General features: G+C 59.6%; 12 protein-coding genes. 9 read left to right on the top strand and 3 right to left on the bottom strand.

Annotated features, from left to right (window positions below):
* Window positions 1-69 precede the first annotated feature (69 nt).
* A complete protein-coding gene (locus LPB73_RS14460) occupies window positions 70-918 on the bottom strand; it encodes a cyclase family protein (RefSeq protein ID WP_170849696.1) in 849 nt (282 codons plus the stop codon).
* 295 nt (window positions 919-1213) lie between these two features.
* Here LPB73_RS14460 and pncB point away from each other — a divergent pair, with 295 nt between their 5' ends.
* Entirely contained in the window at window positions 1214-2515 is a 1302-nt protein-coding gene (gene pncB / locus LPB73_RS14465) for a nicotinate phosphoribosyltransferase (protein ID WP_093758946.1), read from the top strand.
* A 75-nt stretch (window positions 2516-2590) separates the two neighbouring features.
* On the opposite strand, the gene LPB73_RS14470 is transcribed toward pncB, so the two are convergent.
* Window positions 2591-4753 (bottom strand): acetate--CoA ligase family protein, encoded by a 2163-nt coding sequence (locus LPB73_RS14470; protein WP_231080965.1) that lies wholly within the window; start codon window positions 4751-4753, stop codon window positions 2591-2593.
* 187 nt (window positions 4754-4940) lie between these two features.
* Between LPB73_RS14470 and LPB73_RS14475 the strand changes: the two genes are divergently transcribed.
* The 4 genes from LPB73_RS14475 to LPB73_RS14490 all read left to right on the top strand — a co-directional run bounded on the left by LPB73_RS14475 (window position 4941) and on the right by LPB73_RS14490 (window position 9228).
* The gene (locus LPB73_RS14475; RefSeq protein ID WP_068730533.1) at window positions 4941-5672 is read left to right on the top strand and encodes a GntR family transcriptional regulator; all 732 of its coding nucleotides are present in this window, start codon (window positions 4941-4943) and stop codon (window positions 5670-5672) included.
* Between the two features lie 85 nt (window positions 5673-5757).
* Window positions 5758-7497 (top strand): oxalyl-CoA decarboxylase, encoded by a 1740-nt coding sequence (oxc, locus tag LPB73_RS14480; RefSeq protein ID WP_120290953.1) that lies wholly within the window; start codon window positions 5758-5760, stop codon window positions 7495-7497.
* An 82-nt stretch (window positions 7498-7579) separates the two neighbouring features.
* On the top strand, window positions 7580-8857 hold the full coding sequence (gene frc / locus LPB73_RS14485; protein WP_089267116.1) for a formyl-CoA transferase: 1278 nt from the start codon (window positions 7580-7582) through the stop codon (window positions 8855-8857).
* A gap of 233 nt (window positions 8858-9090) precedes the next feature.
* A complete protein-coding gene (locus LPB73_RS14490; protein WP_170849697.1) occupies window positions 9091-9228 on the top strand; it encodes a hypothetical protein in 138 nt (45 codons plus the stop codon).
* Window positions 9229-9241: 13 nt separating this feature from the next.
* Here LPB73_RS14490 and LPB73_RS14495 read toward each other — a convergent pair whose 3' ends face one another.
* Window positions 9242-9550: a hypothetical protein gene (locus LPB73_RS14495; RefSeq protein WP_231080966.1), complete on the bottom strand. Its 309-nt coding sequence runs from the start codon at window positions 9548-9550 to the stop codon at window positions 9242-9244.
* A gap of 174 nt (window positions 9551-9724) precedes the next feature.
* Here LPB73_RS14495 and LPB73_RS14500 point away from each other — a divergent pair, with 174 nt between their 5' ends.
* From LPB73_RS14500 to oxlT, 4 genes are all read left to right on the top strand, one after another.
* Window positions 9725-10738: a Bug family tripartite tricarboxylate transporter substrate binding protein gene (locus LPB73_RS14500; RefSeq protein ID WP_089267115.1), complete on the top strand. Its 1014-nt coding sequence runs from the start codon at window positions 9725-9727 to the stop codon at window positions 10736-10738.
* A gap of 89 nt (window positions 10739-10827) precedes the next feature.
* Complete coding sequence (locus tag LPB73_RS14505) at window positions 10828-11325, top strand: tripartite tricarboxylate transporter TctB family protein (protein ID WP_089267114.1); 498 nt, start codon at window positions 10828-10830, stop codon at window positions 11323-11325.
* A gap of 57 nt (window positions 11326-11382) precedes the next feature.
* On the top strand, window positions 11383-12888 hold the full coding sequence (locus tag LPB73_RS14510; protein WP_089267113.1) for a tripartite tricarboxylate transporter permease: 1506 nt from the start codon (window positions 11383-11385) through the stop codon (window positions 12886-12888).
* A 210-nt stretch (window positions 12889-13098) separates the two neighbouring features.
* Window positions 13099-14388, top strand: a complete 1290-nt coding sequence (gene oxlT / locus LPB73_RS14515) for an oxalate/formate MFS antiporter (protein WP_089267112.1) — start codon at window positions 13099-13101, stop codon at window positions 14386-14388.
* Window positions 14389-14534: the final 146 nt, after the last annotated feature.

A 14534-nucleotide genomic window follows, 5' to 3' on the forward strand; every position in this document is an offset into this window, starting at 1 on the left:
GCCGCTAGTCCAGACGGACGGGGATGGCCAGGACGAGCCACGGCCATGACGGTGTGGACCTAAACTACATCACCCCATGATCGCCTTCGCCGCGTTCCCCATGGCTTCCACCGAGGCATCGCCCGTATCCGTGAAGCACAGGATACGACACGGACATGACTCAAGCCCATCATAGCGCCACGGGAATGCGCCGATCAGGCAACGCTGGTTCAGCATTAGCTCGATGTCGCCGCCGATATTCTCGGCATGCAACAAGCCTTCCTGGAACGCGTAATTGTGGAACGGAAACATGTCGGCAGTCACGTGGCGGCCCGAGAGCTTGTGATTATACTCAAACGTGCCGAAGAATTCCGCCGGCGTCTTGCCGTGCTTCTTGGTGAACTGCGCAGCGATGTCCGGCCGCATGTTGCGGATCGAGGTGTTCATCGAGTGATCGCAGGAACCCGTGTCCATGCCGAACCATTTGATCTTCTTCTCCAGCATCCAGTGCAGCGTGTCGAGATTCGGACCGGGGTGATAGCAGAAGTATTTCACCAGATCCTGCTGCGCCTGACCTTCATAATATTTGTGCCAGCCGGTGTGCAGGATCAGAATGTCGCCTTCGCGAATATCCGCGCCGGATTTCTCAAGCATCTCCGGCGTGATGACCGCCCAGTCATGCATCTGGCTTGAGATGTCGACCACCACGCCGCGATTGAACAGGTAATCCAGCGGCAGCGAGGCCATGTCGCCCTTGCGCCCGTCGGTGGCGTGCATCGCGCCGTCGAAATGGGTGCCGGCATGCAGCGCCGTCTCGATCCGCTGCGCCACGATCATCTGCGTCTGCAGGTTCTGCGCATAATACATCTTGTTGCCGGCATAGCCGACCCAGCCGGGCGTGTGGATGTTCATGACGTGGGAGAGATCGACGACTTTCATGGTGCTGTCCTTCATCGTTTCGGGGCGCCCACCGGCAGGTGGGAATCGTAAGCGTGCAAACAATTCTGCGCAATGCCCGCAGATGCAGGATCAGGGCCAAAAACAGATGGACAAACGCTGGGCTGCCACGACAATCCTCGATTGTGAAAGCGCCGTTCAGCGCTTGCGTTGACATCGATAAACCCGGCGGATACGCCAATTTAATGAACTGCTGCAAAGACAGCGTCAGCGATGCGGCCACTGCCGTTTCGGTGCAGGTGCCACGATCAGGCACGTTACCAGGAGTGGCGTTGCCATGATGGATTTCGCCACCCGGGTCCACAATCACAACTACCGGCTTGATCCGATCATCCGGTCGCTGCTGGACACCGACTTCTACAAATTCCTGATGCATCAGTTCATCTGGATGCTTTATCCGAAGGTGCCCGTGACCTTCGGCCTGATCAACCGGACCAAGACCGTCCGCCTTGCCGAGATCATTCCGGAAGCGGTGCTGCGCGCGCAGCTCGATCACGCCCGCACGCTTTCATTCCGGGAGAACGAACTGATCTGGCTGGCCGGTAACCGCTTCTATGGCCGCCGCGACATTTTCCGTCCTGAATATATCGAATATCTGCGCAGCTTCAGGTTGCCTGACTACAAGCTTGAGACCATCGATGGTCAATATGTTCTCACCTTCGAAGGTGACTGGGCCGAAGTGACGATGTGGGAGATCTACGCCCTCGCCATCGTCAGCGAATTGCGGTCGCGGATCGCCATGGCCACGCTGGACAAGTTCGAGCTGGATATTCTCTACGCCCAGACCAAGACCAAGATCTGGAACAAGATCAAGAAGCTGAAATCCTATCCGGACATGCGGCTCGCGGAATTCGGCACCCGTCGCCGCCACGGCTTCCTGTGGCAAGAATGGGTGACGGACGCGATGGCCAACGAGCTTGGCCGCAGCTTCGTCGGAACGTCGAACGCCCTGCTCGCCTTCAAGCATTCATTCGAAGCCATCGGCACCAATTCGCACGAACTGCCGATGGTGTTCGCCTGCCTCGCTGAAAACGACGAACAGCTGAAGACCGCGCAATATGACGTGCTGGCGAAATGGCAGGAGGTCTATGACGGCGAATTGCTGATCATTCTGCCCGATACATTCGGCATGACGCAGTTCCTGCGCGACGCACCGCCCTGGGCCTCACAATGGACCGGCATGCGCATGGACAGCAAGGAGCCGGTTGCGGCCGGCGAAGAGATGATCGCCTGGTACGCCATGCGTGGCGAGGATCCGCGCAAGAAGCGCGCGATGTTCAGCGACGGTCTCGAAGTCGATCTGATGATCGATCTGCATCAGCGCTTCCGCGGCCGCATCCGCGAGAGCTTCGGCTGGGGCACCATGGCCACCAACGACTTCCGAGGCGCCCATCCGCGCGGGCTCGATTCACTCGACCCGATCAGCCTGGTCTGCAAGGTCACCTATGCCAACGGCCGCTCGGCCGTGAAGCTGTCGGACAATCCGGCCAAGACCACCGGCAGCAGCCCTGCGGAGATCGAACGCTATCTGCGCATCTTCGGCCGCGAGGGCGTCGCCGAGCAGCCGGTGATCGTCTAGCCAGAACCGCAAACGCAAAAAGCGCCGCCCGGTTTCCCGGACGGCGCTTTGTTTTTGTGTATAGGTCGAAGCTGCTTACAGCAGGCCCGCTCCGCGTGCCCACTTGTACTTGGCACCAAGCACCTCGACCGGGAGTTCGGTCGAATAAGCGTAAGCCGGAATGCCGTTCTGGTAGAGATATTCGGCGGCTTCCTCGACTTCCACGTCGCCCGCGAGCGAAGCCACCATCGGCTTTTCGATGCCCTTGGCCTTCATCTCGTTCTTGATCTCGACCATGTTGCGCGCGAACACCATCGGCGGCGTCACGATCGTGTGCCAGTAGCCGAGGATCAGCGAGTGGATGCGATCATCGGTGAGGCCCAGCTTCACGGTGTTGACGTAAGTGATCGGCGGTTCGCCACCGGTGATGTCGACCGGGTTGCCGGCGGCGCCGAATGGCGGGATGAACTTGCGGAACGCCGCATCCAGATCCGGCGGCATCGCCATCAGCGACATGCCGTTATCGACCACCGCATCCGACAGCAGCACGCCCGACCCACCGGCACCGGTGATGATCAGCACGTTCTCGCCCTTCGGCGTCGGCAGCACGGGAATGCCACGGGCGAATTCGAGCAGCTGGCGCAGCGAGCGGGCGCGAATGACGCCCGACTGCTTCAACACGTCCTCATAGATCTTGTCGTTGCCGGCAAGTGCGCCGGTATGCGACGAGGCCGCCTTGGCGCCGGCCGAGGTGCGGCCGGCCTTCAGTACGACAACCGGCTTGATCTTGGAGACGCGCTTGGCGGCTTCCGCGAAGGCACGGCCATCCTTCAGATCCTCGCAGTGCTGCGCGATGATCGTGGTGTTGGGATCCTGCTCGAAGAACGCCAGCAGATCATCCTCATCGATATCCGACTTGTTGCCGAGGCCGACGATCGCCGACACGCCCATCTTGGCGGAGCGCGAGAAGCCGATGATCGCCATACCGATGCCGCCGGACTGCGACGACAATGCCGCCGAACCCTTCACGTCATAGGCTGTACAGAAAGTCGCGCAGAGATTGGCCGGCGTATAATAGAAGCCATAGATATTCGGCCCCATCAGACGGACGTCATATTTCTTGCCGATTTCGACAATCTCTTCCTGCAGCGCAGGCTCGTTGGCTTCGGCAAAGCCCGATGGGATCAACACCGCGCCCGGAATTTTCTTCTCGCCGCATTCGATCAACGCACCTGCAACGAACTTGGCGGGAATTGCGAATACCGCGGTGTCGATCACGCCCGGGACATCCTTGACGCTCTTATAGGCCTTGCGGCCCATGATCTCTTCGGCCTTCGGATGGATCGGGTAGATGTCGCCCTTGTAGCCGCCGTTGATGAGGTTCTTCATCACCGAATTGCCGATCTTGCCATCTTCGGCGGAAGCGCCGATCACAGCGACGGCCTTCGGCATCATGATGCGGTTCATCGCCGTGACGATTTCGGCGTTGGAGCGCGGCGCAGGGCGCGGCTTGTAGTCGAAGTCGACGACGATGCGCACGTCGGCGGCAATCGCGTCTTTCTTGGTGGCGAAGACCGGGTTGAGATCGAGTTCGACCATTTCCGGGAAATCGCTGACGAGCTGCGATACCTTGACGATGATGTCGGCCAGCGCCTCGCGGTTGGCGGGATCGCCGCCGCGCACACCGTGCAGCATCTCTGCGGCCTGAATGCCATCGAGCATCGACAGCGCGTCATCATTGGTCGCCGGCGCGAGACGGAAAGTGACGTCCTTCAGCACTTCGACGAGCACGCCGCCGAGGCCGAAGGCCACCAGCTTGCCGAACGAACCATCGGTGATCGAACCGATGATCACTTCGGTGCCGCCCATCAGCATCTGCTGAACCTGGATACCTTCTATCTTGGCATCGGCCTTGTACTTTTTGGCATTGGCCAGAATGGTGTCGTAAGCTTTCTGCGCCTCTTCGGCGGTCTTGACGCCGACAATGACACCGCCCGCTTCGGTCTTGTGGAGAATGTCCGGCGAGACGATCTTCATCACGACCGGGAAGCCCATGCCGCTTGCCATCTTGGCAGCGTCAGCGGCTGAGGTGGCCACGCCTTCTTTCGGCACGGGAATGCCGTATGCGTCACACACAAGCTTGCCCTCGGGGGCGGTCAGGCTGGTGCGCTTGTCGGCTTTGACCGCATCGAGAACTTTGCGGACGGCCTGTTTCGCCGATGGTGTTGCTTCTTTGACGGCAAGATTCGATTGGGACATGGCTTCCTCCTTCACGTCTTTTCCAATAGACGGATTGATGGCATTTGGTATGCCAGAAACTTGATTGTCAAGGCGCGTTGCAGCGCAAAATTGCTGAAATAGCTGTCATCTTGACATCCTGGCATCTGGTATGCCAAAAATTCTTGACGTTATTTCTGTGGTAGGACATCTCGACTGGAGATGATTCATGCCCACGCGAAAACAAACCAAGGCGCCGTCCGTCATGTCTGAAGCCGATATTGCGATCGTTCGGATTGCACCGGAGACCAGCTTCAAGACCAAGGCCTATGAAGCCTTGAAAGAAGCCATTCTTAAGATGGACATCTACACCTCACCCGATCCGGTGATGCTTGACGAGCGCGCTCTGTCGGAACGGCTCGGTGTCAGCCGCACACCTATCCGCGAAGCCATTGCGATGCTGGAGCAGGATGGCTTCGTAAAGACTGTGCCACGCCGCGGCATCGTCGTTGTCAGAAAGACCAAGGTCGAGATCGTCGACATGATCCGCGCCTGGGCGGCGCTGGAAAGCATGGCCGCGCGTCTGATCACGACTACCGCACGCAAAAAAGATATCTCGGCGCTGCGCGACTTTTTCAAGGACTTCAACAAGGACCGTCTGCCACAGGACCACGTTGAGGAATATTCGAAAGCGAATATCGCTTTCCACCAGGCACTGATCTCGCTCAGCGAGTCGCCGGTGCTGGTCGATATGACCAACGATATTCTGCTGCATGTGCGTGGCTATCGTCAGCTGACCATCGGACGCACGGACCGTACCGCGACGTCCCTGCCCGAACATCTGGCCATCATCGAAGCGCTTGAGGAGCGCAACACCGAGCTCGCGGAAAAGCGCGCGCGCGATCACACGCTCGGTCTGGCTTCTTATGTCGAAGCCCACGGCCAGGAATTGTTTACGTAAGCGCCGTCTCGCGACGGTTCACCACTCCGCACCACGTCCAATTGAGCAACGACCAACAGTCACAAGAAAAGTCAGGGAGAGCGGGATGTCCGCAGTAGTCCAGAGCATCGATACCAACGCAGCCGCCGAGCAGGAATTGACCGATGGCTTCCATCTGATCATCGATGCGCTCAAGCTCAATGGCCTCAACACGATCTATGGCGTGCCGGGCATTCCAATTACCGACTTCGGCCGCATGGCGCAGGCCGAGGGCATCCGGGTGCTGTCGTTCCGTCACGAACAGGCCGCCGGCTATGCCGCATCGATCGCCGGCTATCTCACCAAGAAGCCTGGCGTCTGTTTGACCGTGTCGGCACCCGGCTTCCTCAACGGCCTTACGGCGCTGGCCCATGCCACCACCAACTGCTTCCCGATGATCCTGATCTCCGGCTCGTCCGAGCGCGAGATCGTCGACCTGCAGCAGGGCGACTATGAAGAAATGGATCAGCTCGCGATCGCCAAGCCGCTCTGCAAGGCCGCGTTCCGCGTGCTGCATGCGGCCGACATCGGTATCGGCCTCGCCCGCGCGATCCGCGCCGCGGTGTCCGGTCGTCCCGGCGGTGTCTATCTCGATCTGCCGGCCAAGCTGTTCGGTCAGGTGATGAATGCCGATGCAGGCAAGAAGTCGCTCGTGAAGGTGATCGACGCCGCGCCGGCGCAGATCCCTGCCCCGGATTCGATCAAGCGCGCGCTCGACGTGCTAAAATCGGCCAAGAAGCCACTGATCATTCTTGGCAAAGGTGCAGCCTATGCGCAGGCCGACGATGCCGTGAAGGCACTCGTCGAGACATCCGGCATTCCGTTCCTGCCGATGAGCATGGCCAAGGGCCTCCTCCCGGACACGCATCCGCAGTGCGCGGGCGCTGCGCGCTCCACCGTGCTGAAGGATTCGGACGTCGTCATGCTGATCGGCGCACGCCTGAACTGGCTGCTGTCGCACGGCAAGGGCAAGGCCTGGGGCAGCGCGCCCAAGAAGTTCATCCAGATCGACATCGAGCCGAAGGAAATGGATTCCAACGTCGAGATCGTCGCGCCCGTCGTTGGCGATATCGGCTCCTGCGTCACCGCCCTGCTCGATGGCATGGGCAAGAGCTGGCAGAAGGCATCGTCCGACTGGACATCAGCAGTCACCACGAAGCGCGACGAGAACGTCGCGAAGATGGCGCCAAAGCTGATGAACAACAACTCGCCGATGGATTACCACGGCGCGCTTGGTGTTCTGCGCACCATCATCGCCGAACGTCCCGACGCGATGCTCGTCAATGAAGGCGCCAACACGCTCGACCTTGCCCGCGGCATCGTCGACATGTATCAGCCGCGCAAGCGCATCGATGTCGGCACCTGGGGCATCATGGGCATCGGCATGGGCTATTGCATCGCCGCTGCGGTCGAGACCGGCAAGCCCGTGCTCGCGATCGAAGGCGACAGCGCCTTCGGTTTCTCCGGCATGGAGGTCGAGACGATCTGCCGTTACAATCTGCCGGTCTGCATCGTCGTCTTCAACAATGACGGCATCTATCGCGGCACCGATGTCAATCCGACCGGCGGCTCCGACGTGGCGCCCACGGTCTTCGTCAAGGGCTCACGCTACGACAAGATGATGGAAGCCTTCGGCGGCGTCGGCATCAACGCGACCTCGCCCGACGAACTCAAGCGCGCCGTCAATGCGGCGATGGATTCCGGCAAGCCGACGCTCATTAACGCGGTGATCGATCCGGCGGCCGGCAGCGAGAGCGGCCGTATCGGCAACCTCAATCCGCAGAGCGTGCTCAGCAAGAAGAAGTAACACCGCATCAGTCGGGGTCGAGAGACCCCGTCTCCTTTTCTCATATGCCGAGGCGGCAAAACTAGTTTACGGGAGCAAAACAATGACACAGGCGCTCAAAGGCGTTCGCATTCTGGACTTCACCCACGTTCAATCTGGCCCGACCTGCACGCAATTGCTGGCATGGTTCGGCGCCGATGTGATCAAGGTCGAACGCCCCGGCGTTGGCGACATCACCCGCGGCCAATTGCAGGACGTGCCGAACGTGGACAGCCTATATTTCACCATGCTGAACCACAACAAGCGTTCGATCACGCTCGACACTAAGAACCCGAAGGGTAAGGAAGTCCTCACCGCGCTGATGAAAGAGTGCGATGTTCTCGTCGAGAACTTCGGACCCGGCGTGCTCGACCGCATGGGCTTCCCGTTCGAAAAGATTCAGCAGATCAACCCGAAGATGATCGTCGCCTCGATCAAGGGGTTTGGTCCTGGTCCCTATGAGGACTGCAAGGTCTATGAGAACGTCGCGCAGTGCACCGGCGGCGCAGCTTCCACCACCGGCTTCCGCGACGGCCTGCCACTCGTCACCGGCGCACAGATCGGCGATAGCGGCACTGGCTTGCATCTCGCTCTCGGCATCGTCACCGCGCTGTATCAGCGCACGCAAACCGGCAAGGGCCAGAAGGTCACCGCTGCGATGCAGGACGGCGTGCTCAACCTGTCGCGCGTCAAGTTGCGCGACCAGCAGCGCCTCGCTCACGGTCCGCTCAAGGAATACAGCCAGTTCGGCGAAGGCATTCCGTTCGGCGATGCCGTGCCCCGCGCCGGCAACGACTCCGGCGGTGGTCAGCCCGGCCGCATCCTGAAGTGCAAGGGCTGGGAAACCGACCCGAACGCCTACATCTACTTCATCACTCAGGCGCCGGTGTGGGAGAAGATCTGCGACGTGATCGGCGAACCGACCTGGAAGACCGACCCGGCCTATGCCAAGCCGGCGGTGCGCCTGCCCAAGCTCAACGCGATCTTCGCGCGCATCGAACAGTGGACGATGACCAAGACCAAGTTCGAGGCGATGGAAATCCTGAACCAGGACGACATCCCGTGCGGCCCGATCCTGTCCATGAAGGAACTGGCCGAAGACCAGTCACTGCGTGCGACCGGCACCGTGGTCGAGGTCGATCACCCCGAGCGCGGCAAGTATCTGTCGGTGGGTAATCCGATTAAGCTATCGGAAAGCCCTACCGAAGTGACCCGCTCGCCCCTGCTCGGCGAGCATACCGACGAAATCCTCAAGCAGGTGCTGGGCTTCAGCGATCATCAAGTGGCCGAAATCCACGATTCAGGCGCGCTCGATCCGCCGCGCAAGGTTGCCGCTGAGTAATTTCGCCAGTTATTTCAGATAGTTACATGCGAAAGGCCGCCGATTGGCGGCCTTTTTCATTTACGGTGGTCAACGCGGAACTTTAATAAGAAAATCAAATCGATCTATATCGCACTGCAAAATTCTCATGCTGCCATGCAAACAAGACAATTGTCCTTGGCATCTGGTATACGTAAATTGATCCCAGATGATGAGGCGCCAAGACGCGGCGGCCTCCAGCAAAGGATCAAATCATGTCGAAGACTGCTTCTCTCGACCTCACCACGTCCACCAGCTTCTTCGCTCGCTTCATGGCCTCGCTCGATCGCGCGCTGATGGCCAGCGCGCGCATCTCGGCCCGCAACGGCGACCTGCCCCGCTTCGGCCTGTAAGGCTGCAACTTCACTACTTTTGCGCGGCCAGCCCGCGCAAAATTCTCTGCGTTCCTCCCGACGACTGGCCCCGGATTTCCGGGGCCTTTTTTTGTTTGTGTAGTTGCATCGCAGCGACGTCTCGCGCTCCCTGCGACATTTCAGCCTCCCCGGCTTTTAACGGCTCTAATCGCTTGCCGCTTGGCATATCGCATACCAAAATGCGCGAACGGTAATGCTTCACGTCTGAATAGAAAGCATACCTGGGGAGGACAAAGGCTGCGCTGCCTTCGCGGGCACGCAATGCCGTATGCGCAATGACAGAGCGATCCAGACCACTCATCCTTTTTGCAGGCGAGCCGCTTCGATGCTCGACAGTCTGACGTGCGCATATGGCGCATGCAAGGGCGCGTTTGAACACCTGCAGTCAGGACATTCGAAGGAAGACCCGACCACGCACTGACGATTTCAAAGTCGACGAACGATCGACGCTATCAAAACGAATGGGAGAGAAACAATGAAACGCCTAGGTTCATGTCTCACGCTGGCCGCCGCTGCATCCATTCTCTGCCTGGGAGCGTCTCTCCCGGCATCTGCTGCATGGGAGCCGACGCGCCCCGTCGAATTGATCGTTCCCGCGGGCACCGGCGGCGGCGCCGATCAGATGGCGCGCACCATTCAGGGCATCATCACCAAGCACAGTCTGATGAAACAGCCGCTTGTCGTCATCAACAAGTCGGGAGGCGCGGGCGGTGAAGGTTTCCTCGACGTGAAGTCGGCGAACAACAATCCGCACAAGATCATCATCACGTTGTCGAACCTGTTCACGACACCGCTCGCCACCGGCATTCCCTTCAACTGGAAGGATCTCACGCCGGTCGCGATGCTGGCACTCGACGAGTTCGTACTGTGGGTGAATGCCGACAAGCCCTACAAGACCGTGAAGGACTATATCGACGCCGTGAAGGCCGCACCAGCCGGCACGATCAAGATGGGCGGCACGGGCTCGAAGCAGGAAGACCAGATCATCACGGTCGCAGTCGAGAAAGCGATCGGCAGCAAGTTCACTTACATCCCTTACAAGGGCGGCGGTGAAGTCGCAGTGCAGCTCGTTGGTCAGCATGTCGATTCAACCGTGAACAATCCGATCGAGGCAGTCGCGCAGTGGCGCGGCGGCAAGGTGCGTCCGCTCTGCGTCTTCGACAGCAAGCCGATGGCCTATGACGAGCAGGTCGCCGACGGCAAGGGCTGGAAGGACATTCCGACCTGCAAGTCACAGGGGCTCGACATCGAATATGTGATGCTGCGCGGCATCTTCATGGGGCCGAAAGCGACGAAGGATCAGATCGATTATTATGTCGAGCTGTTCAAGAAGGTCCGCGCGACGCCCGAGTGGCAGGACCTGATGAAGAGCGGCGCCTTCAACACGACCTTCATGACCGGCGGTGAATATGCCAGCTGGGTTGGCACCGAAGAGAAGCGCCACGAGACGCTGATGAAGGAAGCCGGCTTCCTCGCGCAAGGCAACTGACGCAGGCGCCATGTGCCGGACCTGATCGCACATCAGGTCTGGCACATGCAACACGCTGATCGATGCTGATCTCTCACACAGAGTTTTCCATGACCACGCAGCAATCTCACAACGCAGGCCCATCTCACAAATCGGTCGAAGCCGGCGTCACCACCGTCATCGGCCTGTTCGGCGCCATCGTCGTCTATGGCAGCGTCAAGGCCGGCATCAACTGGGGCGCAGAGGGACCGAAAGCCGGATTCTTTCCGTTCTATATCGGGCTGTTCATCATCATCTCCAGCCTCGTCAATATTTGGAACACGCTGCGCGAGGACGACGGCAGCCTGTTCGCCGAATGGGGCCAGCTGCGCCAGGTCTTCAGTGTCGTCATTCCCACCGGCATCTATGTCGGCGTCCTGCCGTTCATCGGACTCTACGTGTCGTCGATGATCTTCATCGCATGGTTCATGCGTTGGCTCGGCAAATATGAGTGGCCGATCATCGCCGCGATCTCTCTTGGCATGCCTGTCGTCACCTACCTGATCTTTGAACGCTGGTTTCTCGTGCCGCTCCCCAAAGGGCCCCTCGAGGATCTGCTCGGTCTCTGATTTCCGCGATCTTTAATTCCGTTGCGTCTGCCGGTCTCTTTCTGAGGACTACTCGAAATGGAAGAAATTGCTAATCTGTTCCAGGGCTTTGCGGTCGCGCTGCAGCCATTCAACATCGCGGTGATGGTGCTCGGCATCGTGCTTGGCGTCATCATCGGCGTGCTGCCCGGCCTTGGCGGCGCCAATGGCGTTGCGATCCTGCTGCCCCTCACCTTCAGCATGCCGCCGACATCGGCCATCATCATGCTGTCCTGCATCTATTGGGGCGCATTGTTCGGAGGTGCGATCACCTCGATCCTGTTCAACATCCCCGGAGAGCCATGGTCGGTCGCCACGACATTCGACGGCTATCCGATGGCCCAGCAGGGCAAGGCTGCCGAAGCACTGACCGCCGCCTTCACGTCCTCTTTCGTTGGTGCGCTGTTCGCCGTCGTCATGATCACCCTGGTCGCGCCGCTGGTCGCAGGCTTCGCCTTACGATTCGGGCCCGCGGAGAAATTCGCGGTCTATTTCCTGGCGTTCTGCAGTTTCGTCGGGCTGAGTAAGGAGCCACCTTTCAAGACCATTGCGGCGATGATGATCGGTTTTGCCCTCGCCGCGGTCGGCCTCGATTCCATTACCGGACAACTGCGACTCACGTTTGGCTCGACCGAACTCCTCAATGGCTTCGACTTCCTGATCGCAGTCATCGGCCTGTTCGGCCTTGGCGAAATCTTCCTCACCATGGAGGAAGGCCTGCGCTTCCAGGGCGGCAAGGCGAAGATCGATCTTCGCGTCGTGCTCCGCACCTGGATGAGCCTGCCGCAATACTGGATGACGTCACTGCGCTCCTGCGTGATTGGTTGCTGGATGGGTGTCACGCCGGCAGGTGCGACACCGGCATCGTTCATGAGTTACGGGATCGCCAAGCGCGTCTCCAAGAACGGCAATAACTTCGGCAAAGGCGAGATCGAAGGCGTCATCGCGCCGGAAACGGCCGCGCATGCCGCCGGCACCGCAGCCCTGCTTCCGATGCTGTCACTCGGCGTCCCCGGTTCGCCAACTGCCGCTGTGCTTCTTGGTGGTCTGCTGATCTGGGGCCTGCAGCCTGGCCCGATGCTATTCGTCGAGCAGAAGGAGTTCGTCTGGGGCCTGATCGCCTCGATGTATCTCGGCAACCTCGTCGGCCTGATCATCGTGCTGACCTGCGTACCGATCTTCGCAGCGATCCTGCGGGTTCCATTCAGCATCATCGCACCTCTTATCCTGGTGCTCTGTGCGATCGGAGCCTACTCCGTCCACAACTCGACCTTCGACGTGGTGATGATGCTGGTATTCGGAATCATCGGTTACGCACTGAAGAAGTGTAACTATCCCCTCGCCCCGCTGGTGCTGGCCATCGTGCTCGGCGACAAGGCCGAGGAAGCCTTCCGTCAGTCGCTGCTGGGGTCGCAGGGATCGCTCGGGATCTTCTTCTCGAACACGCTGGTGAGCAGCATTATGATCCTCGGCCTGATCGCGCTGTTCTGGTCGGTGATCCAGAACGGCTTCACCCGGCTGCGTACTCGCACTGCAGCAGCGTAAGTAACGATACAAATAACTGTTCAAACCCACAAAGCCGGCGGTCTGGACCGCCGGCTTTGTGCTGTCTTGTAGTATCGCAGTACAGCATTCAGTCATGCGAAACTTGCAGCGGCAAATTGGCAAGATTTCGCTTGTTAGTTGGCATATCATATACCAAACTATCCTTCGCAGCTGTCGAGCTCTCAATAGAACAGCGCTTTAGGAGGAACTATGACTGATGCAGTTCACGGGGTGGCGCCAGCTGCCGCACGTGTCAGCGATGCCTACCGCTGGACACAACTTGCCATCGGCGTTGGCGCGATGGTGATGATCGCCAACTATCAATACGGCTGGACCTTCTTCGTCCCCGACATCCAGAAGAAGTTCGGCTGGGATCGTGCGTCGATCCAGTGGGCCTTCACCCTCTTCGTTCTGTTCGAGACCTGGCTGGTGCCGGTCGAAGGATGGTTCGTCGATAAATACGGCCCGAAGCTCGTCGTCCTTATCGGCGGCATCCTCTGCGGCATCGGCTGGGCGATCAATGCACAGGCGGAAACGCTCAACGGCTTCTATCTCGGCATGATCGTTGCGGGCATCGGCGCTGGCGGCGTCTACGGCACCTGCGTCGGCAATGCCCTGAAGTGGTTTCCTGACAAGCGCGGCCTCGCGGCTGGCATCACCGCCGCAGGCTTTGGTGCCGGCTCCGCCCTCACGGTTGCGCCGATCCAGGCCATGATCCAGGATTCCGGCTTCCAGACCGCATTTCTGTATTTCGGTCTCGGGCAAGGCATCATCATCGTGATCCTCTCCTTCTTCCTGTTCGCGCCAAAGGCTGGACAGGTACCGGCGGTCACGCAGAACGCCAACGTGATCCAGACCCGCCGTAACTACGCGCCGACAGAAGTCATCCGCCATCCGATCTTCTGGCTGATGTACTTCATGTTCGTGATCGTCGGTGCCGGCGGCCTGATGGTGACGGCCAACCTGAAGCCGATTGCGGCTGACTGGAAGATCGACAACGTCCCCGTCACGCTGATGGCCATGACGATGACGGCGGTCACCTTCGCAGCCACCATCGACCGCGTACTCAACGGTCTCACGCGTCCGTTCTTCGGCTGGATCTCCGACATGATCGGTCGCGAGAACACCATGTTCATTGCCTTCGGCATGGAAGGCGTGGGCATCTGGGCGCTGTATATGTGGGGCCACGATCCCCTGTGGTTCGTGCTGCTGTCGGGCTTCGTGTTCTTCGCATGGGGTGAGATCTACTCGCTCTTCCCATCGACGTGTACGGACACCTTCGGCTCCAAGTTCGCAACGACCAATGCCGGCCTGCTCTATACCGCAAAGGGGACGGCAGCACTTCTGGTGCCGGTCGCGAACTACATGCAGCAGTCGTCGGGCACGTGGGACAGCGTGTTCCTGATCGCCGCCGGTGCCAATATCCTGGCATCACTGCTCGCGATCGCGGTGCTGAAGCCTTGGCGTAAGGTCGTCGTCAGCAAGGCGCTTGCGACCTAAAACGCAAAAAGCCTCAAGAAAACAACGCGCTCAGCCCTGGCTGGGCGCGTTTTGCGTGGGCGATGCGCTGCTCGCCAAGGCGTGATCGTCTTCACGCAACAATTGGCCAAGACCACCTTGCATCGTGGAATATAATATACCAGTCT

Origin of the sequence: Tardiphaga sp. 37S4 (genome assembly GCF_021044645.1) — a bacterium.
In the GTDB taxonomy this organism is placed as follows: Bacteria; Pseudomonadota; Alphaproteobacteria; order Rhizobiales; family Xanthobacteraceae; genus Tardiphaga; species Tardiphaga robiniae.